Below are 24,801 nucleotides of genomic sequence, written 5' to 3'. Positions count from 1 at the left end.
GCCAGGCGTACGGTCACGGGCCGCTCGTCACGGGCGGCGATGCCGCGTCAATCCCTCTCAGGTGATGGTGACGACGTGCGCCCAGGGTGGCGGGGCGTCCGGGACGTAGGAGGGGTCCTCCTCGTCCGTGGCACGGGCGGGACGGGGGAACAGACCGACGACGGTGCGGCAGGGCGGCTGGGTGGACGGCCATGAAGTCTGACCATCCGTCAGAACAACGATCACGTCCGGGAGGGGCCGGCAGCGGAGCGCCTGGGCGAAACCGGAGCGCAGATCCGTCCCCCCGCCGCCGACCAGCGCGATGCTCTCGGCGCGGCAGAGCGGGACGGCGACCCCGGCCGCCGCGTCACAGGAGACCACCGAGACCAGGTCGCGCCGTCCGCCCACCGCCCGCGCGATCGCCGCCACCTCCAGCAGGGCGCTGCCCAACTCGGCGTCGCTCACCGACCCGGAGGTGTCGATCACGACGCAGACCCGGGGCGGCGTACGGCGCAGGCTCGGCAGCACCACCCCGGGGACGCCGGCCGAGCGCCGGGAGGGACGCCGGTAGCTGTGGTTCTCGCCCGCACCAGGCCCGCCAGCCGCCGTGCGGACCGCCGCCCCCAGCAACTGCCGCCACGGCTGCGGCGGATGGAACGCCTGGTCCGCCCAGCGCCGCCAGCCCTCCGGCACGTCGCCCGGTCGGCCCTTGATGCCCTCGGTGACCCGGAAGCGGACCGCGTCCCGCTGCTGCCTGCTCAGCCCGTGGGCCCCGTCGGGCCCCAGCTCCCAGGGCCGGTCCTGCCCGTCGGCACCACTGCCGCAGTCCAGCCAGGACAGGTCCGCGGCGAGCCCGGCCAGCGACGCCGTCCGCAGGTACTCCTCCATCAGCAGCCCGTCGGACAACCCGAGGAGCGACGGGAGCACCGCCCCGGCGGGCAGGGGCAGGCCGTCACCGTAGACGTCGTCGTTGATCTCGAAGTCGGCGGCGATGTTCCACCGCAACCGCGCGCCCGGTCCGTGCTCCTCGTGCTCACGCGCGTAGCGCTGGCCCCGCCCGTGGTGGTCCCTGAGCAGGTGGGAGACCTCGTGCACCCAGACGCCCGCCAGCTCCTCCACCGGGGTGCGCGCCACGAAGGCCGGGGACACGTAGCAGCGCCAGTGCGCGTCCACGGCCATGGTCGGCACCGACCTGTCCTCCACCACGTGCAGCGCGAAGAGCGCGCTGGCCAGGTAGGGACGGACCTTCACCGCGTGCAGTCGGGCGGCCAGCAACTTGTCCGTGTCCAACGGGAGTCCGGGTGGGCCGACCGGGCCGCCGGAGCCGGCCGGCGGGCCCGGCACGGTCGCCCGCACCGGGCGCGGCGGCGCGGGCCGGGGCAGCGGGTGCGGCAGCGGGCGGGCCCCCGGGGGCTTCGCGGCCCCCGTCACCGGCGCACCCCCGTCGCACGCCCGGCGTCGGCCGCCGCGGCGGCCCGCCCCACCGACTGGTCCGCCCGTCGGGCGAGACCGACCACCCCGGCCAGCCGCTCCACCGCCTCCGGCACCTCCCAGTCGTCGCGCCGCAGCGCGGCCAGCGCCGTCGCCGGGGCGACCAGCAGGTCCGGGGCGCCCGTCTCCAGCGCCCGGACCAGCACCGCCCAGCCCGCCTCCCAGCGCTCCCGCGCCGGCCGCGCCCCGACCGCGGCCACCACCGCCTCCAGCGCCGCCTGACGCAGGTCACCCCGCACCGGCAGCTCGGCGGAGGCCGGGTCGGCCAGCAGCGACTCCGGGTCGGGCAGGTCCATCCGGTCCAGGTGGGCGAGGAGTTCGAGCCCGGGCCCGTCCCCCACCGCTCCCCGCACCAGCAGGGCGAGCACCTCCCGGGAGACGGAGGCAGCGGTGCCGAAGGCCAGCAGGGTCAACGCGGCCTCCCAGCTCCGGGGTGAGGGCCAGGCACCGCCGCGCCGCGTCTCGGTGCTCGGCAGCCGGTGGATCAGCGTCGGTCGGGCCTCCAGGAAGCCGCAGACCGCGCGCCGGGCGAAGGCCACCGCCTCCGGCAGCCGTTCCGGCACCAGCCGGGGCAGCTCGGCCCGGGGCCAGACCCCGCCGAGCCCGCGCACCACCACCTCCCGGTCGTGCACCCAGTACAGGTGCAGGAACCGGTTGGCCAGCGGGGGGCTCAGCTCCCACCCGTCCGCCGCCGACGCGCGCGGGTTGGCGGCGGCCACGATCCGCACCCCCGGTGGCAGTCGAAGCTCACCGACCCGCCGCTCCAGGACGACCCGGAGCAGCGCGGCCTGGACGGCCGGGGTGGCGGTGGAGAGTTCGTCCAGGAAGAGCAGTCCCCTACCGGCCCGCACGAGCTCCACGGCCCACCGCGGCGGCGCCATCGGCACCCCCTGCGCGGCCGGGTCGTCGCCGACGATCGGCAGCCCGGAGAAGTCGGAGGGCTCGTGAACGCTGGCGATCACGGTCGTCAGCGGCAGGTCGAGGGAGTCGGCGAGCTGCGTCAGGGCCGCGGTCTTGCCGATTCCCGGCTCGCCCCAGAGCAACACGGGCAGGTCGGCAGCGACGGCCAGGCTGAGCGCTTCGAGCTGCTCGTCGGGGCGGGGTTCGGTGGTGGTCGTCCGCAGGAGCGTGAGGAGGTCGTCGGCGAGGGCGAGACGGGCGCGGCTCCCGGGCGTGTCGGCAGGGGTGGGCGCGGGCGCTCCGGCGGCCGGACCCGGTGCGGGCAGGACGGTGCTGGTGGGCATGGGCATCACCTGGGGTGGGCAGGGGGACGGGACGGCCCGTCCCGGACGTCGGGGACGTGCGGCGCGGAGTGCGCGGGGTGCGGAGGGAACGTGGGTGGGGCGGCCGGTCAGCGGGTCAGGCCGGTACGGGGCCGGGCTCGGCTGCTCCGCTTGTGGCGCATTTCGAGAGGCGTGCGGCGGTCGAGCCGGGGGCGGTGACCCGCCTTGGCGTACCCCGGCCACGACGCGGTGCCGCCCTCCGTCACGCACGCACCGGGGTGCGCGGCGACCAGCCCGGAGCGGAAGAGCCCGTGGTCGACGCGGCGGGCGGCGGCCGACTCCAGTTCCTCCCGCAGTGGCCCGTCGCGCAGGACCGCCCCGGGGCCGAGCAGCCCTTCGACCACGGCCAGCGCCCCGGCGACATCACCGTGGCCGAGCCGCTCCCGGACCGCGGGCAGCGCCTCCGGGTCGCGGTGCACTGTGTCGATCGCCCGCAGGCAGGGCAGAACCGGCCCACCGAGGGCCGAGACCAGCTCCTCCCGGCGCAGTTGGGCCGGGTCGTGGTCGATCGCCGTCAGCACCCCGTCCCGCAGCGCGATCCGGTGGACCTCTCCCCGGCACTCCACCCGGTGCGGATCGCCGGGCTCGGGGGTGGGAGCGGCCACCGTGACCGCGCCGGACGGCGCCAGTGCTGCCGCGACCAGGGGGTGCAGCCGCTCGGCCGCGACCAGCCCGGCCCGTAGCAGTTCCAGATCCGGAAGGACCCGGGCCGCCGCCTCCGGGAGAACCGGGAGCGCCGCGACCTCCTGCGGCGCGAGCGCCTCCCGTACCGGCCGGAACGTCGGGGCGTGGCTCTCGTCGGGGGCGACCAGTTCGAGCACGGCGCGTCTGCGCGCACCGAGCCGCACGGTGAAGATCCCGCGAGCGCGCCCCTCGAACCGCAACAGCAACTCCGCCTCGGCGGCCCAACGGGCCACCGCCCACGGGGATGCGTCAACGGTGGGTCGGCCCCGCAGGACTGGCCAGCCGGGTGCGTGGGGTCGGTCGAGCGGCGCCGTGGACGGTGCCCCACCGGCACCGCACCGCCGCGCCAGTTCGCCGCTCCGCCCGGAGTCCCAGAGGTGGCGGTGCAGGTCGAGCCGGAAACGCCGGTCGGGGTGCGGGTGCGGATGGTGCCCGGGGGCGCCGCCCCCTGGCCCCTCCCACAGGGCCAGGGACATCCGCTGTCCTGCGTCCGCCCAGGCCGGCGGGGTACGCACCACCAGGTGCGGCGACGTGGCCCCGGAACCGCGGTAACGGGCCAGGGGGATGGTGATGCCTGGCCGGAGCCGCCCGTCGGGGGCGATCCGGGGCATGTGCCAGCGGAGCAGGTCCGGCGCCAGCCGACGCAGGTCCGCGCGGAGGCGGGTGGCGACATCGATGCCGTGGCGGTCGCGCACGGCGCGCAGATCGAGATCGACGTCGACACGGGCGGCGGCGCAGGCCCCCGCCCAGTCTCCGGCCGCACGTCGGGCGGTCACGGTCTCGATCATGGACGGTGGCACGGCGTACTCGCGCACGCGCTGCCACATCAGCAGGCGGGGAGGAATCCCGTTCGGCAGGTGATGCGCCATCAGCGCTCACCTTGCTCGAACGATTCCCCCAATCCGTACGAGGAGGAGTTCTTCATCCCCGGCATCGTAACCACGCCGGTGTCGATCTGTCAGTCTCCCCGGTCAGCTAGTCCGTGGCGGCAGGGGCAGGGGCAGCCCTGGGAGGCCGTCGAGACTGGTGGCGACGTGCTCCTTCTTCTCACAGTAGGCGGAGAACGACTCCTCGGTCTCACGGGCGAAGCGCTGGGTGTGCAGCGGGCGGTCACCGGCGTACTCCATGAAGGGCACGGCGTAACCGCAGGTGTCGCTGATGCGTTGGGCGGTGACCAGGATGATGGCCCGCAGGTCGGTGCGTGCGCGGAACTCGTCGCCGAAGTGCGGCAGGAGGCTGTCCCAGCGGGGGTCGTCCCGGAGGACGGGCTCGCCGCGGCCGTGCACGCGGACGATGTTCGGCGGGCCGGTGAAGGCGCACCACATCAGGGTGATGCGGCCATTCTCCCGCAGGTGGGCGATGGTCTCAGCGCCGCTGCCACCGAGGTCGAGATAGGCGACCGTGCGGTCGTCGACGACGGCGAAGGAGCCGCGCAGGCCCTTCGGGGAGACGTTCACGTGGCCGTCCGCGGCGAGTGGTGCGGTCGCGGTGAACAGCAGTGGCTGGTTCTCGATGAACGCGCGCAGTCGACCGTCCAGCCGCTCGTAGGTCTTCCCCATGACAAGTCCCGCCTCCCGGTCGGCCGCGAGCCCGGGCCTGGACGCCGGGATCGCGGGCGTGTCGTGCCGCGTCGACCATCCTACGAGTGCGCATTCGCACATGGGTGCGACATCGGCCCGGAACATCCAGGTGTGGCCCCCGTCCGGACGGGGAACCCGCCAAAGCCTCACGTGCAGCGAGACAGCGTGGCCCGGCAGCGGTGGGGCCAGCGGGACGGACACTTATGACCAGCGGGTACAGCGGTCCCTGGGGCTACGATCGGGACCCGTTCGGAGATTTCTTCGCACAGTTCTTCGGTTCCGCGTCGAGCGGCCAGCGGCCCGACCCCCGGTACCTCGACTTCGCCCGGCTGATGAGCGGCCCCGCCCGGCAGCTCGTCTCGGCCGCGGCCTCCTACGCCGCGGAACACGGCAGTACGGACCTGGACACCGAGCACCTGCTGCGGGCGGCGCTCACCTCCGAGCCCACCCGGGCGATCGTCTCCCGGGCGGGAGCCGACCCCGACGCGCTCACCGCCGAGATCGACCGGCAGGTGGGTGAGGGGCCGGTGCGCAGCAGCGTCTCGGTGACGCCCGCGGTGAAGCGGGCCCTGCTGGACGCCCACCAGATCGCCCTGTCCATGGGGGACTCGTTCATCGGTCCCGAGCACCTGTTGATGGCGCTGGCCGCCAACCGGGACTCGACGGCGGGGCAGATCCTCAACGCGGCGCACTTCGACCCCAGGGCCCTCGCCCCGCAGGGACAGGGCGGAGCGGGGGCCGGTGAGCAGCGCGGTCATCCGGCCAGCACCACCCCCAACCTGGACAAGTTCGGCCGGGACCTGTCCGCGCTCGCCCGGGAGGGGCGGATCGACCCGGTGATCGGCAGGGAACAGGAGATCGAGCAGACCGTCGAGGTGCTGGCCCGCCGCGGCAAGAACAACCCGGTGCTCATCGGTGAGGCGGGGGTGGGCAAGACCGCGGTGGTGGAGGGCCTGGCCCAGCGCATCATCGACGGTGACGTACCGGGGATCCTGTTGGGACGACGGGTCGTCCAGCTCGACCTGGCGGGGGTCGTCGCCGGCACCCGTTACCGCGGGGACTTCGAGGAACGCCTCACCGGGATCATCGACGAGATCAGGGAAAACTCCGACGAGCTGATCATCTTCATTGACGAGCTGCACACCGTGGTGGGCGCGGGAGGCGGCTCCGAGGGCGGCTCCATGGACGCCAGCAACATCCTCAAGCCGGCGCTGGCCCGCGGCGAGCTGCACGTGATCGGCGCCAGCACCCTGGACGAACACCGCAGGCACATCGAGAAGGACGCCGCGCTGGCCCGTCGTTTCCAGCCCATCCTGATCCCCGAGCCGACGCCCGCGGACGCCACGGAGATCCTGCGCGGGCTGCGCGACCGGTACGAGGCGCACCACCAGGTGCGCTACACCGACGAGGCGCTGCTCGCCGCCGTCGAACTGTCCGACCGCTACCTCACCGACCGCTACCTGCCGGACAAGGCCATCGACCTGATGGACCAGGCCGGGGCGCGGGTGCGGTTGCGCTCGTCCACCACCACCACCGACGTGCGGGCCCTGGAGCGGGAGGCCGAGCAGCTCCACCTGGACAAGGCCCAGGCCGTCGCCGCCGAGCAGTACGAACGGGCGACCCGGCTGCGGGACCGGATCGCCGAACTGGAGGAGCGGATCGAGCGGGGGCGCCGGGAGAAGCCGACCCGCGGGCAGATCCCCGAGGTCACCGTCGAGGACATCGCGGACATCGTCTCCCGGCAGACGGGGATTCCGGTGAGCACCCTCACCCAGGAGGAGAAGGACCGCCTGCTCGGCCTCGAGGAGCACCTGCACCGGCGGGTGGTGGGTCAGGACGAGGCGGTGAGCGTGGTGGCCGACGCGGTGCTGCGTTCCCGGGCCGGCCTGGCCAGTCCGCAACGGCCGATCGGCAGCTTCCTGTTCCTCGGGCCCACCGGGGTGGGCAAGACGGAGCTGGCCAAGGCGCTCGCCGAGGCGCTGTTCGGCAGCGAGGAACGGATGGTCCGGTTGGACATGAGCGAGTACCAGGAGCGGCACACGGTCAGCCGGCTGGTCGGGGCGCCCCCGGGGTACGTCGGCCACGAGGAGGCCGGTCAGCTCACCGAGGCGGTCCGCCGCCACCCGTACTCGCTGCTGCTCCTCGACGAGATCGAGAAGGCGCACCCGGACGTGTTCAACATCCTGCTCCAGGTCCTCGACGACGGGCGGCTGACCGACTCCCAGGGCCGCACCATCGACTTCACCAACACGGTCATCGTGATGACCAGCAACCTCGGCTCGGAGGCGATGGGCGGCCCCGAGGGCGGCATGGGCTTCGGGACCTCCCGGCGGGACGCCGAGGCCGAGGAGGCGGCGCGGCGCGACCGGGTGATGCGTCCGCTGCGCGAGCACTTCCGCCCGGAGTTCCTCAACCGCGTGGACGAGGTCGTGATCTTCCGCCGGCTCACCGACGCCCAGCTCCGGCGGATCACCGACATGCTGTTGGAGGAGACCCGGCGCCGCCTGCACGCCCAGGACGTGCGCGTGGACTTCACCCCGGCGGCGGTGGACTGGCTCGCCCACCAGGGCTACCAGCCGGAGTACGGCGCCCGACCGCTGCGCCGCACCATCCAGCGGGAGGTGGACAACCAGCTCTCCCGCATGCTGCTCGCCGGGGAACTGCCGTCGCACAGCCGGGTGGAGGTGGACTGTCCCAACGGCAGGCTGACCTTCCGCAAGGAGCCGGCCGGCGCCTCCCTCACCTGAGCGGTGGCAACTCCCGCGGCCCACCGGGGCGGTCGTGCCGCCGAACGGCCCCCGGGCGGTGCCTCACTCGCCGACGACGCCGTCGATGCGCTCCCGGATCAGGTCGGCGTGCCCGTTGTGCCGTGCGTACTCCTCGATCATGTGCACGAGGATCCAGCGCAGCGAGTGTTCCCGTTCCCGGTGCGTCCCGGTGGCGTCGAGGTCGGCTGCCGCCGCCAGCGTTCGGGAGTGCGCGCACTCGGCCTGCCAGGTGGCGAGTGCCTCCGCCGGGTCGGCCTGGTCAAGCAGTTCGAAGTCCCCGTCGGGGTGTTCCCTGCTGTAGTAGAGCGGCTCGGCGTCCTCGCCGTTGAGCACCCTGCGGAACCAGTGGCGCTCCACCTCCGCCATGTGGCGGACCAGTCCGAGCAGCGACAGGTTCGACGGGGCGGCGGAGCAGGTCCGCCACTGCTCGTCGCTGAGTCCCTCACACTTCAGGGCGAGGGTGGCCCGGTGGTAGTCCAGGAAGGCATCGAGGGTGGCTCGTTCCGACCCGGTCAACGGCGGGTCCTGACGTTCAGTCTTCATGAACGCATGGTGCCGGCCCGGTTCCCGGTTCAGCGAACCGTTTTTTCTCCGCTGGTGGTCCACTCTCGGCCTCGCCGCGTCCACCCGGCACCCCGGCCGGCCCAGCCGGCCCGGCGTGGAGCATGCCGTCGAGCAGTTCCCCGAGCCCGTGGCGCAACATCTCCTCGCTCGGCTGCTGAGCGGACCAGCCGCCGGCCACGCTGGTGAAGACGGTGCCCTCCATCCAGGAGAGCAACGAGCGGGCGTGCCGCTGCGGCTCCCTGGACCCGAGGGTGGACAGCAGGCTGGCCAGGGGGTCGAGGAAGCTCTGTGCCACCTCGTCGTACGCGACGCGCAGCGCTGGCCGCCGGATGGTCTCCAGGGACAGTTCGAACCGGGCGACGGTGTGCGCCCGGTCGGTGGTGATCAGGCGGTGCAGCATGGCCGCGAGGATGTCCGCGGTGACCTCGCGACTCCGCGGCAGGCCGTCGGCCCACAGGTCGTTGAGCACCGCGGACTCCAGGGCCACCAGGCGGGCGACGGTCGTCTCGAGGAGGGCCGCCCGGGTGCGGGCGTAGTTGGAGGTCGAGCCGGGCGGCAGCCCCGCCGTCTCGTCCACCGCCCGGTGGGTGAGCCCCCGCATGCCGCGCTCGGAGAGCAGAGTCAGGGCACTGTCGGCGATCAGGTCGGTACGGGATGCGCAATGACGGTCCACCATGCCCTTATCTTACTAGCGTTCGCTACAGAAATAGGGTTTCCCGCAACGAAGCGGACTCCTCCGTTGCCCGTATGCTGCGACCGAGCCGGCCGCGCCGGGACGCCGCACCGGCACACATGCGCTCGCACACTCAACGACGGAGGCCGTCATGGCGTTGCGGACAGGAGTCATCGGCTTGGGCGACATCGCCCTCAAGGCCTACCTCCCGGTCCTCACCACCGAACCCGGGCTGGAGCTGCACCTGCACACCCGCACCCGGCAGACCCTGGACCGGGTCGGCGACCAGTACCGGATACCGGCCGAGCAGCGCCACCAGGACCTCCAGTCGCTGATCCGGCACGGCCGGATCGAGGTGGCGTTCGTCCACGCCCCCACCGACCAGCACGTGCCGATCGTGGAACGGCTCCTCGACGCCGGCGTCCACGTGTACGTCGACAAGCCCCTGGACTACCGGCTCGAGGGAGCGGAACGCCTGGTCACCCTCGCCGAGCGGCGCGAGCGCTCCCTGTCGGTCGGGTTCAACCGACGCCACGCCCCCGCGTACGCACAGCTCCTGGAACACCCCCGCGACCTGATCGTCATGCAGAAGAACAGGGCGGGCTCGCCGGCCGCGCCGCGGGAAGTGGTCTTCGACGACTTCATCCACGTCGTGGACACCCTGCGTTTCCTGGTCCCCGGCACCGTGGACCACGTGGACGTGCGGACCCGGGTCCGGGACGGGCTGCTGCACCAGGTGGTCCTCCAGCTCTCCGGGGACGGCTTCGCGGCGGTCGGCATGATGAACCGGGTGAGCGGCTCCGCCGAGGAGCGCCTGGAGGTGAGTGGCCAGGGCGCCAAACGCGAGGTGGTGAACCTCGCCGAGGTCATCGACCACCGTGGCCAACCGACCGTGCGCCGGCGCGGCGACTGGGTGCCGGTCTCCCGCCAGCGCGGCATCGAGCAGGTCAGCAGGGCCTTCCTCGAGGCGCTGCGGTCGGGCAAGGTGCTCCATGGCGGGGAGGCGCTGGCCACCCACGAGCTGTGCGAGCGGGTGGTCAGGGCCGCTGAGGGCCGGCACCGCTGAGCCGGTCGTTCTCGGCCAGCTCCGGACGGGCCGCGGCCCCGGGGCGACCACCGGGGAAGGCACCGCCGCCGCGCAGCCGGCGAGCCGCCGCCGCGAGCGCCGCGACCCCCAGAAGACCCGCCGCCAGCCACGGCACCCAGGGACCGAACCGCACGTAGGGACTGGTGCCCGAGGCCAGCGGAACCTGGAAGACCTCGGCCGTCCGCTCGCTGGTGCCCAACCACTGCCCGACCTGCCGCCCCCGGGCGTCCGCGACGGCACTGGCCCCGGTGAGCGTGGCGTGCACCACCGGGCGCCAGGTCTCCGCCGCCCGGATCGCGGCCAGTGAGGCGTGCTGCTCGGGCGCCCAGCTCCCCTGGAACGTGGAGGTCGCGGACTGGACCACCAGGAGCTGGGCCCCGCGCCCGGCCAGGGCCCTGCTCATGTCCGGGAACGCCGACTCGAAGCAGACCAGCGGCCCCAGCCGCACGCCAGCGGTGTCCATCAGCACCGGGCCCCGCCCCCGGCGGCGGTTCTCCGCCGCCGCCTCGCTCATGCCGGTCACCCACCCCAGGACCGGGCGCAGCGGAACGTACTCCCCGAACGGCACCAGGCGGGTCTTGTCGTAGCGCTGCCCGGTCGGTCCGCCCGGACCGACCAGCACCGCCGTCTTGTAGATGCCCTTCCCGTCCGCCCGGCGGGCGTCCACGTTGACCAGCAGGTCGGCGCCGACCAGCCGGGACAGCGCGGCCAGCCGCCGGGACAGGTCGGGCCGCTCGTCCAGGTCGAACCCGACGCTGCTCTCCCCCCACACCACCAGGTCCACCCGCCGCCCGGCGAGCTGACGGGTCAGCCGCTCGGCGGTGTCGAAGCGCAGCTCGGGCCCGCGCACCACGCCCGGCTGCACCACCGCCACCCGCACCGACCCGCCCTGCTCCGGCTGGGGCGCCCAGGTCCACACCGCGCCGCACCCCGCCGCGAGCGCCAGGAGCACCGCCACCGCGGGCTTCCGGCCCCGGCCCAGCGCAGCCAACGTCGCCACCCCCGCGTTGGCGGCCACCACCAACCAGCTCACCAGCCAGATGCCGCCCACCGAGGCCAGGTCCAGCGCCGGGCGCACCTGCCACTGGCTGGCGCCGATCAGCGCCCACGGACCGCCCAGGTACTGCCAGGAGCGCACCAGCTCGGCCATCAGCCACGCGCTGGGCACCAGCACCACCGCCGCGGCGGCCCGCCAGCCCGCCGGCTCCCCGCGCAGCAGCCGCCACACCAGCCATCCCCACGGCGCCCACAGCAGCCCCAGGAACGCCGCGACGACCGGAGTGAACACCAGCAGGTTCGGCAGCAGCCAGTGGTGGACGGCGAGCATGAAGCCGGTGCCGCCGATCCACCCGTCCAGCGCCGCACAGCGTCCGTGCGGCGCCCGTCGGACCAGCAACATCCACGGCACCAGGGCACCGAAGGCCAACCACCACAGCGACGGCTCAGGGAAGGCGAGTGCCGGCAGGGCTCCGGCCAACGCCACCAACAGGGCCCGACGTGCCGTCATCAGCTCAGGGTTCCTTCCTCGTCACGACGAGTGTCGGTCCCCAGTCTGGACCCGCCGCGGCGTCGAGCCGGTGAACCGGGCCGACGAGGTGCGTCGCTCCCGGGCGGCGGGCGCGCGCGAACTACTGGGCCAGGTCGGGCAGGCGCCAGTCGATCGGCTGGTGGCCCTGGGCGTCCAGGGCCTCGTTTATCTGGGTGAACGGGCGGCTGCCGAAGAACAACTTGGCGGACAGCGGCGACGGGTGGGCGCCCTGCACCACGGCGTGCCGCTCGGTGTCGATCAGGCGCAGCTTCTTCTTCGCGTAGGCCCCCCACAGCACGAACACCGCCGGCTGGGGGCGGTTGGCCACGGCCTGGATCACCGCGTCGGTGAACTTCTCCCAGCCCTGGTTCTTGTGCGAGTTGGGCTGGGCCTCGCGCACCGTCAGCACGGCGTTGAGCAGCAGCACCCCCTGCTGGGCCCAGGGCATCAGGTAGCCGTTGTCCGGGACGGGGTGGCCGAGCTCCTCCCGCATCTCCTTGAAGATGTTGCGCAGGCTCGGCGGGGTCTTCACCCCGGGCAGCACGGAGAAGCACAACCCGTGCCCCTGACCTGCCCCGTGGTACGGGTCCTGGCCCAGTACCAGCACCTTGACCTGGTCGAACGGCGTGGCCTCCAGGGCTGCGAACACCTGCTCGCGGGGCGGGTAGACCGGGTGCTGTTCCCGCTCCTGCTCGACGAACTCGGTGAGCTCCTTGAAGTACGGCTTGGACACCTCTTCCCCGAGGACGGACAACCAGGACTCGGGCAGGGTGTAGGACACGGCAGGGACCTCCGGATAGGCGTGCGTGATGACGGACCGAGCCCAACTCGGGCTCCGGAGAAGAACGTACCGGTCCCCACCGACACCCTCCTCACCCCATCGCGTCGAGCTGCCCCTGGAGGCGGTTCATGCCGCTCAGCCACCGGTCGGTGTCCTGGGCCCGCCCCTGGTACATCCGCGCCGTGTCGGGGTGGGGCAGCACCAGGAAGCGGTCGTCGCCGAAGGCATCGACCACACTGTCCGCCACCCGTTCTGGTTCGACCGCGCTCGCGGCGAGCAGCAGGTCCCCGGCGGCGCCGGTGCCGTCCAGCATCCGGGTGCGCACCCCCGCGGGACACAGTGCCTGGACGGTGATCCCGCGGTGTCCGTAGGTCGCCGACAGCCACTCGGCGAACGACAGCGCGGCGTGCTTGGACACCGTGTACGGGGCGGCGCCCAGCATGGTGAGCAGTCCCGCGGCGGAGACGGTGCTCAGCCAGCGGCCCCTTCCGCGGTCCAGCCAGTGTGGGACGAGCAGCCGGGCCGCCCGCACGTGCGCCATGACGTTGACCTGCCAGGTCAGCTCCCAGTCCGCGTCGTCGGCCTGCTCGCTCCCGCCGGTGCCCACTCCGGCGTTGGCGCAGTACAGGTCGATCGCGCCCAGCGCGGAACGGGCGGTGTCGATCAGGGCGGCGACCCCGTCCGGAGTCGCGGCGTCACCCGGCGCGGCGGTGCCGCCGATCTCGCCGGCCACCTCGCCGGCGGCCTCGCCGTCCACGTCGTTGACCACCACGTTCGCGCCCTCGGCGGCGAACCTCCGGGCGAGGGCGGCCCCGATCCCGTGCCCGGCACCGGTGACGACCACCCCCGCGCCGGGCAGGGCGAAGCTCATGACACCCCCGCGCTCAGCAGCAGCCCACCGTCGATCACCAGGGTCTGCCCGGTGATCCAGCCGGCCTCGTCGGAGAGCAGGAACGCCACGGCTCCGGCCACGTCCTGCGGCACCCCGAGCCGGCCCATCGGGTAGGCGCCCGACACCTCCTGCTCCCGCCCCTCCCAGAGCATCGCGGCGAACCGGGTCTTGACCACCGCCGGGGCCACGGCGTTGACCCGGACCCGCGGCGCGAGCTCGTGGGCGAGCTGCTGAGTGAGGTTGATCATGGCGGCCTTGCTCATGCCGTACATGCCGAGGAACGGCGAGGCGCCGAGACCGGACACCGAGGCGACGTTGACGATCGCGCCCCCGTGCTCGCGCTGCCACGCCCGGTGCGCCTGCTGGGCGAGGCCGAGCGCCGACAGCACGTTGGTCTCGAAGACCTTGTGGGCCAGCCGGAGGTCCGCCTCCGCCAGCGGCACCGCCGCCGGGTTGGTGCCCGCGTTGTTGACCAGGTAGTCCAGCCTGCCGTACGCCTCGAGGACCCGGTCCACGACCTCCGCCTGGTGGGCCTGGTCGTGGGCCTTGCCGGCGACCCCCATGGCCCGCCCGGGCCCGCCGAGCTGCTCCACCGCGGCGGCGAGCGCCTCCTCGTTCCGGCCGGTGACACACACCCGGTCGCCCCTGGCGACCAGGGCCCGTGCGACACCGAGGCCGATGCCCCGACTGGCCCCGGTGACCAGCGCCACGCGCCCGCCGTCGGGGGGACCGCCGGGGGCCCGGGAGGTGACGGGGTCCGGTCGGGGTTCCGGACGGGACTGCTCGCTGTGTGGGCTCATGCGGCACGACTCCACGGGGCTCGGGCGGACGAACGGACGCGGACGGGCGGCTCGGGACAGTCCTTAGTCGAGGGGACCGCCGGCCACGTAGACCACCTGGCCGGAGACGAACCCGGCCGCGTCGCCGGCGAGGAACGCGATGGTGTTCGCCACGTCCTCGGGGCGGCCGACCCGCTGGACGGGGATCTGTGAGGCGGCGAGCTTCTGGAACTCCTCGAAGGTCATCCGCATCCGCTCGGCGGTGGCCGCGGTCATGTCGGTCACGATGAACCCGGGAGCCACGGCGTTGGCGGTGATCCCGAACTTGCCCAGCTCGATGGCGAGGGTCTTGGTGAAGCCCTGCATCCCGGCCTTGGCCGCGGCGTAGTTCGCCTGTCCCCGGTTGCCGAGCGCCGAGCTGCTCGACAGGTTGACGATCCGGCCGAACCCGGCGTCCACCATGTGCTTCTGGGTGGCGCGCGTCATCAGGAACGCGCCCTTGAGGTGGACGTCGAGGACGGTGTCCCAGTCCGACTCGGTCATCTTGAACAGCAGGTTGTCCCGGAGCACCCCGGCGTTGTTGACCAGGACGGTGGGCGGGCCGAGCTCCTCGGCGACGCGCGCCACGGCGGCGGTGACCTGCTCGGCGTCCGAGACGTCGGCGCCCACGCCCATGGCCCGGCCGCCCCCGGCGGTGATCTTCTCCACGACCTCGGCGCAGGCGCCCTCGTCGAGGTCGAGGACGGCGACGGCACGGCCGTCGGCGGCCAACCGCTCGGCGGTCGCCGCGCCGATACCCCGGGCGCCCCCGGTGACGATGGCGACGCGCTGCTGCTCGGTGCTGGACATCGGTGTGCCTCCTCGTTTGCGTGGTCCTCGCCGTACCGGCGGACCGCGGTGGTGGTTCGGGTTCCGTGGATCGTGCTCCGCGGGCCGGGGTTCGCTACCTTGCGGGCCCCGGACGTGTCGGGTGCCGTGACGGTCGGCCGCGGCGGAAGCGCGGGTGTCGTCCCGACGGGTTCGGTGGGTCAGCGGTATCTGCTCAGCTCACGGCGGGCCAGGGACCTGCGGTGCACCTCGTCCGGACCGTCCGCGAGCCGCAGGGTGCGGGCGCTCGCCCAGAGGTGGGCGAGGGGGAAGTCCTGGGACAGCCCCGCCGCGCCGTGGGCCTGGATCGACTTGTCGATGACCCATTCGGCCATCAGTGGTGTCACGATCTTGATGGCCTGGATCTCGGTGTGGGCCCCCCGGTTGCCCACCGTGTCCATCAGCCACGCCGTCTTCAGCACAAGTAGCCTGGCCTGCTCGATCCGCACCCGGGACTCGGCGATCCACTCCTGGATCACCCCCTGTCGGGCGAGCGGTCCCCCGAAGGCGACCCGGTCGATCACCCGACGGCACATCAGTTCGAGGGCCCTCTCGGCCATCCCGATCAACCGCATGCAGTGGTGGACGCGACCGGGGCCGAGTCGTGCCTGGGCGATGGCGAAGCCGGACCCGGGCTCGCCGATGAGCTGGTCCGCGCCCACCCGGACGTCGGTGAACTCCACCTCCGCGTGCCCGCCGTGCGGGCCGTCGTCATAGCCCATCACCGTCAGCGGGCGGCGCACGGACACCCCGGGGGTGTCCCGCGGCACCAGGACCATGGACTGCTGACGGTGCCGCTCCGCGTCCGGGTCGGTCCTGCCCATCACGATGAGGAGCGCGCAGTTCGGGTCCATCGCTCCCGACGACCACCACTTGCGGCCGTTGACCACGTACTCGTCGCCGTCCCGGTCGATCCGGGTGGTGATGTTCGTGGCGTCCGAGGAGGCGACGTCGGGTTCGGTCATGCAGAACGCGGAGCGGATCTCCCCCTCCAGCAGGGGCCGCAGCCAGCGCTCGCGTTGCTGCGGGGTGCCGAACTCCGCCAGCAGGTCCATGTTGCCGGTGTCCGGGGCCGCGCAGTTCAGCGCCTCCGGGGCGAGCGCGGGACTGCGGCCGGTGATCTCGGCCAGCGGAGCGTACTGCAGGTTGCTGAGGCCGGCGCCGTGCGGCTCGTCCGGACCCCGCGAGCCGGTGAAGAACAGGTTCCACAGTCCGAGGGCGCGCGCCCGGGCCTTCAGCTCCCCGGTCACGGGCGGGCGCGACCAGCCCCCGCCCAGGCGCCGGGCCTCGGCCACCTGCTCGGCGAAGACCGGTTCCGCCGGGTAGACGTGCTCCTCCATGAACGCGTGCAGGCGCTCGGCCAGTTCCTCGGTGCGGGCGTCGGGTGCGAACTCCATGAGCGGACCCTTCTGGGGGGAGCCTGTGACTCGAACGGGTCAGTGGTCCTTCGCGGCGAGGACGGCGCGGCCCCGGGACGCCAGCGGCGCGGCCATGGCCCCGATCCGCTCGAACCCCTCCCCCACCGTCAGCCCCCGCAGGTAGCGGAAGTGGATGCCTTCGGCGACCACCGCCAGCTTGAAGCAGCCCAGGGAGACGTACCAGGGCAGCGGGTCCAGGTCCAGGCCGGTCAACCGGGCGTACCGGGACACCAGGCGGTGCCCGGGAGGGAAGCCTGCGGCGTCGCTGACGCCCGCGGCCACCGGGTTGTCCGGCACCAGCTCGCGGATGACGTCCCAGTAGACCAGGAACAGCCCGAGGTCGGCGAGCGGGTCACCGAGCGTGGCCATCTCCCAGTCCAGCACGGCGTTGATGCGGTCGTCGTCGCCGACCACCACGTTGTCCAGCCGGTAGTCGCCGTGGACGATGCCGGAGCGCTGGCTGCTCGGCACGCGGTCCAGCAGTTCCTCCCGGAGGGCGTCGAGGTCCGGGGTCTCCCGGCTGCGCGACGCCGCCAACTGCTTGCCCCAGCGCACCACCTGCCGGTGCAGGTACCCGTCGGGGCGTCCGAAGTCGGCGAGGTCCACCTCGTGGGGATCGACGCCGTGGAGCACGGCGAGCACGTCCACCAGGTGCTCGGCGAGCCCACACGCCCGGTCCCGGCCGAGCCGGGCGGTCTGGCCCGCGTTCCGCAGCACCTGACCGGGGACGTGTTCCATGAGGTAGAAGGGCGCCCCGATGACCCCGGGGTCCTGGCAGAGCAGGTGGGTGGTGGGCACGGGGACCGGGGTGTGGGCCAGCGCCGAGATCACCCGGTACTCGCGGCCCATGTCGTGGGCGGTGGCCAGTACGTGTCCCAGGGGTGGCCGGCGCAGCACCCAGCGGTGGGTGCCGTCGCCGATCGCGTACGTGAGGTTCGACCTGCCTCCCGAGATCACTTCGCCGCGGAGCGGTCCCTCGAGGAACCCTGGGTGCTCGGTGTTCAGCCAGGTGCCCAACGCGTCCAGGTCGAGGCCCGGCAGGCCCTTCGCCTCGGGTGACTCCATCAGCGACCTCTCCCGCGCCCCTCGGGCGCGACGCCCGTCGTCGGCGACGTTCTCCGGACCCTGCGCCGCGAGGTGCACGCGACCGACCAACTGGTATGTCACGCACCGAACTACCAGTCGGTAATGTGACGACAGCGGAAACCGTAGGAGCATCGAGGGCGGGTGTCAACGCCACCGTCGGGCCGTTTTCCGCACCCTTCAACGGTGACCGACCCACTGGTATGTTGCGTTTCGGGCCGGCAGGACGTCGCCGACCCCCGCCCGGCGGTGGAGGAGGCGAGCCACATGGTGACCACGCGCACGTCCGGGCGCGGCGCGGCGGACGGCGCCCCGGTGCCCGACCGGCTGCTCGCCGTCGCCACCCGGCTGTTCGCCGCCCAGGGTTTCGAACGGACCTCGGTCCAGGAGATCGTGGACGCCGCGGGGGTCACCAAGGGCGCGATGTACCACTACTTCTCGTCCAAGGACGACCTGATCCGGGAGATCTACCGCCGGCTCCTCGGCCTCCAGACCAGGTCGCTGGAGCGGATCGCCGACGGTCCCGGCACCGCGGCGCAGCGGCTGCGTGAGGCCACGGCCGACGTGGTGGTGAGCACCCTGGCGCACCTGGACGACGGCGTGGTGCTGATGCACTCCCTGCACCTGCTCGCCCCGCACATCAGGGCGCAGGTGCGGGCGGAGCGACGGCGGTACCACGAGCGGTTCCGGGCGTTGGTGGCGGAGGGGCAGCGGGAGGGTTCCGTGCGCGCCGACATCAGCCCCGACCTGGCGACCCACCACTTCTTCGGCGCCGTGCACCACCTCGGCACCTGGTACCGCTCCGACGGGGCGCTGCGCCCCCGACAGATCGGGGAGGGCCTGGCGGAGATGTTCCTCAACGGCATCGCGGTCCAGCGCCCCTGACGGTGAAACGGACGCCGTCACGCCCTCCAGCACTTTCCCGATTCTCCGGACGGCTTCCTCGAATTCCCGTGGATTCACGGAAAACAGTTCCCCGGGGAATTCGCGGCCGGCGGCGCCGGAAGTCCGTGGAGGTCCGGCGGTTGCGCAACGGGGAAGCGGAGACACCCGGTTCGGAAGACCCCGGCCGGAGCCGACCGTGGCGGCCGGCCCCGGCCGGGGTGGAGGTGTCAGCGCACCAGGAGGTCCAGGAGCCGTTCGACCTCGGCCCGTGGGTCGGTGGTCAGGCCGGTGTGCACGGGGCCGGGCTGGACCACGGTGCTGCGCGGCGCGGTGAGCCAGCGGAACCTCCGGCCCGGTTCGTCATCGGCGGCCCTGCCCGCCTCGGGACCCCCGTGGCAGACGCCCTCCACCCCGCACAGCGCCGCCCGCACCGCGGCCACGTCCACCGCGGGGTCGAGGCAGCGCAGGCGTTGTTCGTCCAGGTGGGTGCGGGCGGCGACGAAGCTCCTCGCCCGGCAGTAGACCAGTACCCCGGCGTTGATCAGTTCGCCGCGTTCCACCCGCGGCACGACCCGCAGCAACGCGTACTCGAAGACGTGGCGCTCGGCCATCAGCGTGTCGATCCCTTCAGCCATTCCGGCGCGTTGCTGGCGCGCGGCGTCCTCGGGGCCTGGGAGAGGTCGGTCGGGATGCGGGGCCGCCACTGGTCCCGGGCGCGGTGCCGGTCCAGGAGCCTGGCCACGTAGGCGTCGCGGACGGCGTCCGGGGTGGTGAACCCGGGCTCGTCGGCCAGCCACTCGTCCGGGACCAGCGCCACCACCTCGCGCAGCAGTTCCTCGGTGACCAGCGGGGAGAGCGTGGCCTCGGCGTGGTCGAGATCCGGGGAGAACGTGGCGAGCGCGTGGTCGTCCGCGGCGTACGGCCTGGCCGCGGAGGCGGGGGCGGTGGGCCAGTTGTGGTGCCAGATCAGGGTGGCGCCGTGGTCGATCAGCCACAGGTCACCGTGCCAGACCAGCAGGTTGGGGTTGCGCCAGGAGCGGTCCACGTTGCCCACCAGGCCGTCGAACCAGATCACCCGCCCGGCCTCGGCCGGGTCGACCTGGAAGGCCAGCGGGTCGAAGCCGAGGGAACCCGGGAGGTAGTCCATGCCCAGGTTGAGGCCGCCGCTGGCCTTCAGCAGCTCCTGCACCTCCTGGTCGGGTTCGCCGAGGCCGATCACCGGGTCGAGCTGGATGCGCACCAGGTCCGGCACCCGCAGCCCCAGCCGTCGCGCCAGCTCCCCCGCGATCACCTCCGCCACCAGGGCCTTGCGGCCCTGCCCGGCGCCGACGAACTTCATCACATAGGTCCCCAGGTCATCGGCCTCGACGATGCCGGGGAGCGATCCGCCCTCGCGCAGGGGCGTGACATAGCGGGTCGCCGTCACCTCGGTCAGCATCGGCCCAGCCTAGTGCCGCACCAGGCGACGTTCGCCCGGTGGCCGGGCCGTCGGGGGCCGTGGTGGCGCAGGGCGGTGGACCGGGCCCCGATCCGGTGGGGCCGGGAGGCGTTCACCGACCCCACGAACGCACGCCCTGGCCACCGATCAGCAGTCCGGCTTCCCGGTCCGGCCGCCGGCGCGACGCCGCAGCCACGCCGCCTCCGCGGGCGTGAGGTTCGGGTCGGCCAGCTTGGCTTCGACCACTTCCCCGATACGTCCCGCGGGATCGGTCCGACAGCCCCTGCGCACGCTGTGCACAAGCAGGCTCCGCCCCAGGCGGACGGCCAGTCCGGGGACGTCCGCGCCACCGACGGTCACCATGGTCATCGCCACGTCCGCAGCGGGATCACCAGCGCCCGCGTTGCGCCAGTCGATCACCACGGGGCCCCGCCGGGTCAGCATCACGTTGCCCGGGTGCAGATCCAGGTGCAGCACCCGGTCGTCACCCGGCGTCGCGAACCGCTGCGGCAGCCACTTCGGTGCCGGCAACGCGTGCAACCGGTCGTGCAGGCGGCCCAACGTCCGACCGAGGGAGCCGACCCGCCACGGGCGCCGGGACAGCACCTCCAGCATCGTCGGCCCGGTCAGCCGTTCCAGGACCATGTCGGTACGGGTCACCTCGTACACCTTCGGCACGGGATACCCGCAGGCCGCCAGGTGTGACATCAACCGCGCTTCCTGCTCCGTCGGCCCCTCCCGCCGATAACGCCGCAACACCCGGGACTCGTCCAGGGCATACACGTCAGCGTCCCGCCCGCGCGCGATCAACTCCATGCGGACAGTCTGGACCGGCGGCACACCGGCCGCCAACAGGCGGGAGCACTGCCTTGTCGGGGCACTGGTTCCCCGTCGTCCGGCCCCGGCGGCCACGTCCCCGGGGGGTCCGTCGGCCTCATCCCGCTCCGGCGGCCTGGAACGCCTCCACCACCGCGCGGATGGAGGGGCGCCCAGCGGCGTCGGCCCGCCAGGCCGCGTGCACGTGGCGGGTCAACGGGGCGCGCACCACCGGCACCACCCGCACTCCTCCGGGCACCGGGCCGCGGCCCATCCGGGGCGTCACGGCGACCCCGAGTCCGGCGGCGACCAGGGCGAGTTGGGTGGGGTGTTCGGCCGCGGTGTGGGTGACCCGGGGCTCGACGCCCTGCGCGCGAAGGGTCAGGATCAGCCATTCCTGGCAGAACGCGCCCTTGGGCCAGCAGATCCAGGACTCACCGGCGAGCTGCCGCAGTTCGACCGCATCGTTGCCGGCCAACGGGTGGTCGCTGGGCAGGGCCACGTCCACGACGTCGTCGCACAGGCGACTCCTGGCCAGCCCCTGGGGTATCGCCAGCGGCGCGTTGGCCCAGTCGGTGACGATGGCGACGTCGACGTCTCCCCGTCGCAGCCGGGGCAGCGACTCGTCCGGCTCCATCTCGTACAGGCTGGCCCGCAGCCGGCCGTGGTCCCGGCTCAGGGTGCTCAGCGCACGGGGGCCGAGACCGCGGGCCGCGGTGGGGAACGCACCGATGACCAGGTCCCCGACCACGGAGCCCCGGTGGGCCTCGAGGTCGGCCTCGGCGGCCTCCATCTGGGACAGGATGCGCCCGGCGTGCTGGGCCAGCACACGGGCCGCGTCGGTCAGCCGCACCCCGCGCCCGTTGCGGGTGAGCAGTTGCTGGCCGGTCTCCCGTTCCAACTTCCCGATCTGCTGGGAGACCGCGGAGGTGGTGACGTGCAACCCCTCGGCCGCGCCGCTGATCGAGCCGTGTCTGGCCACGGCGTACAGCACCCGAAGTCGCTCAAGATTCAACATCTCAGTGATGCTACACAGTGCTCGGTAATATTATTAACTTGTTCTACTCACTGGCATTCACCAGGCTGACGCCATGACCCCTCCCGCGTCCCCGCCGGCGTCGCCCCCTGCCCAGCCCTCCGACCGCCCCTCCGCCCCGAGCCCCACTTCGGCCCAACCGAGCGACACCTCCCCACCGCGCCGGACAACCCGCTGGAACCTGCGGGACTGGCGCCTGAAGTTCGTCGTCCTCGGAGTGATATGGGGCTTCTCGTTCTTCTTCATCAAGATCGGAACTGAGGGCTTCGCACCGCTCCAGGTGACCGTGGGCCGGGTGACCTTCGGGAGCGTGGTGCTCCTGGCCGCCCTGCTGCTGCGGGGCGAGTCCCTGCCCCGGGGACTGGGCACCTGGGGACACCTGGCGGTGACCTCGATCCTCATCAGCGCGCTGCCGTTCTCGCTGTTCGCCTACGCGGAGCTGCACATCTCGTCCACCCTCGCCGGGATCTGCAACGCCACCACCCCGCTCTTCGGCCTGCTGGTGGCGCTGGTGGCGCTGCGGGACGAACGGCCCACCCGCCGACGCGTCACCGGCATGGTGCTGGGCTTCGCCGGGGTCATGGTCGTCCTCGGGGCCTGGCAGGGCTTCGCCGGGGTACACGCCGGCGGCACGTCGATGGCGCTGCTGGCCTCCTCCTGTTACGCCGTCGGCTGGGCCTACGTGCGACGTTTCCTCTCCGGCCGGGGCCTGTCGAGCCTGTCCATGACCTCCGCCCAGTTGCTGATCGCCGCCGGCCTGCTGACCGTCGCGGTGCTGCTCCTCACCGAGCCGCCCACCCGTTTCCCCGTCGACTCCTCGCTCAGCGTGCTCTGCCTGGGTGCCGTGGGTACCGGCCTGGCGCTGCTGCTCCAGCACAGCCTGGTGCGCGACGCCGGCGCCACCATCGGCACCATGGTCACCTACCTGATGCCCATCGTGGCCACCGCGGCCGGCGTCCTGCTGCTCGACGAGCGACTGACCTGGAACCTGCCGGTGGGCGCGGCGGTCATCCTGGTCGGCGCGGCCCTGGCCCAGCACCGACGCGGCTGACCGGGCCCGGGCGCCGCTCAGGCGTGCCGCCCGGCGGTGGCCGGCCGCAGGGCGGCGGCCACCGCGTCGGCGAGCGCGGTGACCTCCTCGGGGCGCAGCAGGGAAACGGAGATCCGCACCCCGGGCGGGGAGGCCAGCCGGAACCCGGCCCCGGCCGCCACCGCCCAGCCCGCGTGCGACAGCCGCACCACCACCGCGGTCTCGTCCGGCACGGGCACCCACACGTTGAACCCGCTGCAGCCCGACGCCGGCACGCCCCGGGCGGCCAGGGCGCGCACCAGGACGTCACGGCGGGCGGCGTAACGGGCGGCGACCCGCTCCGGGTCCACCGCCCCGGACCGCCACAGGTGGACCACCGCGTTCTGCAGCAGGTGGCTCACCCAGCCCGGGCCGAGGCGGTGCATCCCGAGCACCCGGTCCACGGTGGACGGGTCGCCGGTGAGCACGGCCAGTCGCAGGTCGGGGCCGTACGCCTTGGCCACCGAGCGGACGAACGCCCAGCTCCCCGCGGCCCCGGCGCGCATCGGGCGCGCGGCGAGCGGGTTCAGCGGGGCGTCCACGATGCCGTGCCCGTGGTCGTCCTCGACGAGCAGCACGCCGGGGTACCTGTCGAGGACCGCCCGCAGCGCGGCGGCGCGGGCGGCGGTGACGGCGGCCCCGGTGGGGTTCTGTGCGCGGGCGGTGACCACCAGGGCACGGGCGCCCCCGGCGAGAGCCCGGGTGACACCGGACAGCAACGGCCCTTCGTCGTCCAGGGGCACCGGTACCGGGCGCAGCCCCAGCGCGGGGACGATGTCCAACAGGCTGCTCCAGCCGGGGTCCTCCACGGCCACGGCGTCCCCCGGGCGCAGATGGGCCCTGAGTACCCGTTCGATCGCGTCGAGCGAACCGGAGGTCACCGCCAACGGGCCCTCGGGCACCCCGTCGGCGTCCAACGCGGCCCGGGCGAGGCGTTCCAGCTCCGGGAGCACGGCGGGCTCCCCGTACAGCGTGGGGCGGGCCGCGGCGCGGGCGGCGGCGGCCAGGGCGGCGTCCAGCGGCGGCAGCAGCGCCGGATCGGGGTTACCCGTGGCCAGGTCCCGCGCCCCGGCCGGAACGTCGTGCCGCGCCTCGTCCCGGGGGGTGTTGGCCGGCCGCGACCGCACCCTGGTCCCCCGGCGGCCGGCGGTCTCGACCACTCCCCGGTCGCGCAGCCGCCGGTAGGCCGTGGCCACGGTGTTCGGGTTGACCCCCAGGTCGGCGGCGAGCGTCCGCAGCGGCGGCAGGAGCTGTCCGGGCATCAACGTCCCCTCTCCCACGGCCCGTTCGATGTCCGCGGCGATCTCCGCTGCGCCCCGACCGCGAATCCGATATTCTCCTAGCACAAAAAACATTATGCACTAGTGCAATTGAGGTGTCATGTCGGAGGAAACCCTCAAGGGGGCCTACCAGCCCACCGAACGCACCGTCCCCACCCGCAGCCGCGAACGGGCGAGCTACGACCGCACCCTGGTCCACCAGATCCTCGACTCCACCTTCCTGTGCCACCTGGGTTTCGTCGCCGAGGACGGCCGCCCGGTGGTCCTGCCCACGCTCTTCGCCCGGGTGGAGGACAGGCTGTACCTGCACGGCTCGACCGGGAGCCGGCCGCTGCGGGGCGCGGGCGAACGGGACGACGGACTGCCGGTGTGCGTCACCGTGACCCTGGTGGACGGCCTGGTCCTGGCCAGGTCCGCGTTCCACCACTCCGTCAACTACCGCTCGGTGGTGGTGCACGGGCACGCCCACCAGGTCACCGACCCCGCCGAACGCGCCCTGGCGCTGGACGCGGTGGTCGACGGCGTCCTGGCCGGGCGCGCCGCTGACTGCCGCCCGGGCGACGCACGGGAGTTGGCCGCCACCGCGGTGATCCGGCTCGACCTGCGGGAGGTGTCCGCCAAGGCACGCACCGGTGGTCCCCATGACGAGCCCGAGGACCTGGCGTTGCCGCACTGGTCCGGCGTCCTTCCGGTCACCACGGGCTTCGGCGTCCCGATACCCGCCGACGACCTCGACCCCACCGTTCCGCTGCCCCACTACCTCGCCGGGGGCGGGCCGCGGAACGGAGCCGGGCGGTAGCGGCGGCCCAGCCGCCCGCGC

The 24,801-nt window shown here is 73.4% G+C and carries 23 protein-coding genes; 5 read left to right on the top strand and 18 right to left on the bottom strand.

Annotation, left to right across the window (positions count from 1 at the left end; all coding sequences use genetic code 11):
* Window positions 1-57 precede the first annotated feature (57 nt).
* From A3IG_RS0127170 to A3IG_RS0127155, 4 genes are all read right to left on the bottom strand, one after another.
* Complete coding sequence (locus tag A3IG_RS0127170) at window positions 58-1,269, bottom strand: vWA domain-containing protein (protein ID WP_026220722.1); 1,212 nt, start codon at window positions 1,267-1,269, stop codon at window positions 58-60.
* A gap of 137 nt (window positions 1,270-1,406) precedes the next feature.
* Window positions 1,407-2,714 carry an AAA family ATPase gene (locus A3IG_RS0127165; RefSeq protein ID WP_018386737.1) on the bottom strand — a complete coding sequence of 436 codons (1,308 nt, stop codon included), beginning with the start codon at window positions 2,712-2,714 and terminating at the stop codon, window positions 1,407-1,409.
* 107 nt (window positions 2,715-2,821) lie between these two features.
* Window positions 2,822-4,306, bottom strand: coding sequence for a hypothetical protein (locus tag A3IG_RS0127160; protein WP_018386736.1), 1,485 nt, complete (start codon window positions 4,304-4,306; stop codon window positions 2,822-2,824).
* A gap of 102 nt (window positions 4,307-4,408) precedes the next feature.
* Entirely contained in the window at window positions 4,409-4,996 is a 588-nt protein-coding gene (locus A3IG_RS0127155; RefSeq protein WP_018386735.1) for a pyridoxamine 5'-phosphate oxidase family protein, read from the bottom strand.
* A 224-nt stretch (window positions 4,997-5,220) separates the two neighbouring features.
* On the opposite strand from A3IG_RS0127155, the gene A3IG_RS0127150 reads away from it, so the two are divergent.
* A complete protein-coding gene (locus A3IG_RS0127150) occupies window positions 5,221-7,764 on the top strand; it encodes an ATP-dependent Clp protease ATP-binding subunit (protein ID WP_018386734.1) in 2,544 nt (847 codons plus the stop codon).
* Window positions 7,765-7,827: 63 nt separating this feature from the next.
* On the opposite strand, the gene A3IG_RS0127145 is transcribed toward A3IG_RS0127150, so the two are convergent.
* Together A3IG_RS0127145 and A3IG_RS31550 are read right to left on the bottom strand one after the other, a co-directional pair.
* The gene (locus tag A3IG_RS0127145) at window positions 7,828-8,328 is read right to left on the bottom strand and encodes a DinB family protein (protein ID WP_026220721.1); all 501 of its coding nucleotides are present in this window, start codon (window positions 8,326-8,328) and stop codon (window positions 7,828-7,830) included.
* On the bottom strand, window positions 8,318-9,025 hold the full coding sequence (locus tag A3IG_RS31550; protein ID WP_018386732.1) for a TetR/AcrR family transcriptional regulator: 708 nt from the start codon (window positions 9,023-9,025) through the stop codon (window positions 8,318-8,320). The genes A3IG_RS0127145 and A3IG_RS31550 overlap by 11 nt, the downstream gene beginning before the upstream one ends.
* A gap of 154 nt (window positions 9,026-9,179) precedes the next feature.
* Here A3IG_RS31550 and A3IG_RS34695 point away from each other — a divergent pair, with 154 nt between their 5' ends.
* Entirely contained in the window at window positions 9,180-10,088 is a 909-nt protein-coding gene (locus A3IG_RS34695; protein ID WP_026220720.1) for a Gfo/Idh/MocA family protein, read from the top strand.
* Here the strand turns inward: A3IG_RS34695 and lnt are convergent.
* The 7 genes from lnt to A3IG_RS0127100 all read right to left on the bottom strand — a co-directional run bounded on the left by lnt (window position 10,060) and on the right by A3IG_RS0127100 (window position 17,439).
* Window positions 10,060-11,616, bottom strand: coding sequence for an apolipoprotein N-acyltransferase (lnt, locus tag A3IG_RS0127130; RefSeq protein WP_018386730.1), 1,557 nt, complete (start codon window positions 11,614-11,616; stop codon window positions 10,060-10,062). The two genes, A3IG_RS34695 and lnt, sit on opposite strands and share 29 nt — an antisense overlap.
* Window positions 11,617-11,737: 121 nt before the next feature.
* Window positions 11,738-12,418: a uracil-DNA glycosylase gene (locus tag A3IG_RS0127125; RefSeq protein WP_018386729.1), complete on the bottom strand. Its 681-nt coding sequence runs from the start codon at window positions 12,416-12,418 to the stop codon at window positions 11,738-11,740.
* Window positions 12,419-12,509: 91 nt separating this feature from the next.
* The gene (locus tag A3IG_RS0127120; RefSeq protein ID WP_018386728.1) at window positions 12,510-13,289 is read right to left on the bottom strand and encodes an SDR family oxidoreductase; all 780 of its coding nucleotides are present in this window, start codon (window positions 13,287-13,289) and stop codon (window positions 12,510-12,512) included.
* On the bottom strand, window positions 13,286-14,110 hold the full coding sequence (locus tag A3IG_RS0127115; protein ID WP_018386727.1) for an SDR family oxidoreductase: 825 nt from the start codon (window positions 14,108-14,110) through the stop codon (window positions 13,286-13,288). The genes A3IG_RS0127120 and A3IG_RS0127115 overlap by 4 nt, the downstream gene beginning before the upstream one ends.
* Before the next feature lie 63 nt (window positions 14,111-14,173).
* Complete coding sequence (gene fabG / locus A3IG_RS0127110; RefSeq protein ID WP_018386726.1) at window positions 14,174-14,938, bottom strand: 3-oxoacyl-ACP reductase FabG; 765 nt, start codon at window positions 14,936-14,938, stop codon at window positions 14,174-14,176.
* 179 nt (window positions 14,939-15,117) lie between these two features.
* Window positions 15,118-16,353, bottom strand: coding sequence for an acyl-CoA dehydrogenase family protein (locus A3IG_RS0127105; RefSeq protein ID WP_018386725.1), 1,236 nt, complete (start codon window positions 16,351-16,353; stop codon window positions 15,118-15,120).
* Between the two features lie 39 nt (window positions 16,354-16,392).
* Entirely contained in the window at window positions 16,393-17,439 is a 1,047-nt protein-coding gene (locus A3IG_RS0127100) for a phosphotransferase family protein (protein ID WP_040912467.1), read from the bottom strand.
* 285 nt (window positions 17,440-17,724) lie between these two features.
* Here A3IG_RS0127100 and A3IG_RS0127095 point away from each other — a divergent pair, with 285 nt between their 5' ends.
* On the top strand, window positions 17,725-18,342 hold the full coding sequence (locus A3IG_RS0127095; protein WP_018386723.1) for a TetR/AcrR family transcriptional regulator: 618 nt from the start codon (window positions 17,725-17,727) through the stop codon (window positions 18,340-18,342).
* A 227-nt stretch (window positions 18,343-18,569) separates the two neighbouring features.
* Here the strand turns inward: A3IG_RS0127095 and A3IG_RS0127090 are convergent, their stop codons facing one another.
* The 4 genes from A3IG_RS0127090 to A3IG_RS0127075 form a co-directional block, all read right to left on the bottom strand.
* On the bottom strand, window positions 18,570-18,953 hold the full coding sequence (locus A3IG_RS0127090; protein ID WP_018386722.1) for a DUF3037 domain-containing protein: 384 nt from the start codon (window positions 18,951-18,953) through the stop codon (window positions 18,570-18,572).
* Window positions 18,953-19,780 (bottom strand): HipA family kinase, encoded by an 828-nt coding sequence (locus A3IG_RS31545; protein ID WP_018386721.1) that lies wholly within the window; start codon window positions 19,778-19,780, stop codon window positions 18,953-18,955. Before A3IG_RS31545 ends, A3IG_RS0127090 begins: the two co-directional genes overlap by 1 nt.
* A gap of 147 nt (window positions 19,781-19,927) precedes the next feature.
* On the bottom strand, window positions 19,928-20,596 hold the full coding sequence (locus A3IG_RS0127080) for a phosphotransferase (RefSeq protein ID WP_040912447.1): 669 nt from the start codon (window positions 20,594-20,596) through the stop codon (window positions 19,928-19,930).
* A gap of 118 nt (window positions 20,597-20,714) precedes the next feature.
* Window positions 20,715-21,614, bottom strand: coding sequence for a LysR family transcriptional regulator (locus A3IG_RS0127075; protein WP_026220715.1), 900 nt, complete (start codon window positions 21,612-21,614; stop codon window positions 20,715-20,717).
* A gap of 73 nt (window positions 21,615-21,687) precedes the next feature.
* Between A3IG_RS0127075 and A3IG_RS0127070 the strand changes: the two genes are divergently transcribed.
* Window positions 21,688-22,683, top strand: a complete 996-nt coding sequence (locus tag A3IG_RS0127070; RefSeq protein ID WP_026220714.1) for a DMT family transporter — start codon at window positions 21,688-21,690, stop codon at window positions 22,681-22,683.
* Window positions 22,684-22,700: 17 nt separating this feature from the next.
* Here the strand turns inward: A3IG_RS0127070 and A3IG_RS0127065 are convergent, their stop codons facing one another.
* Entirely contained in the window at window positions 22,701-24,047 is a 1,347-nt protein-coding gene (locus tag A3IG_RS0127065; protein WP_211219472.1) for an aminotransferase class I/II-fold pyridoxal phosphate-dependent enzyme, read from the bottom strand.
* 34 nt (window positions 24,048-24,081) lie between these two features.
* Here A3IG_RS0127065 and A3IG_RS0127060 point away from each other — a divergent pair, with 34 nt between their 5' ends.
* Window positions 24,082-24,780, top strand: a complete 699-nt coding sequence (locus A3IG_RS0127060) for a pyridoxamine 5'-phosphate oxidase family protein (protein ID WP_018386716.1) — start codon at window positions 24,082-24,084, stop codon at window positions 24,778-24,780.
* Window positions 24,781-24,801: the final 21 nt, after the last annotated feature.

Origin of the sequence: Wenjunlia vitaminophila DSM 41686 (genome assembly GCF_000380165.1) — a bacterium.
Classification (GTDB): Bacteria; Actinomycetota; Actinomycetes; order Streptomycetales; family Streptomycetaceae; genus Wenjunlia; species Wenjunlia vitaminophila.
The sequence above is the reverse complement of the archived record's forward strand: the minus strand, read 5'-3'. Positions and strand labels throughout refer to the sequence as shown.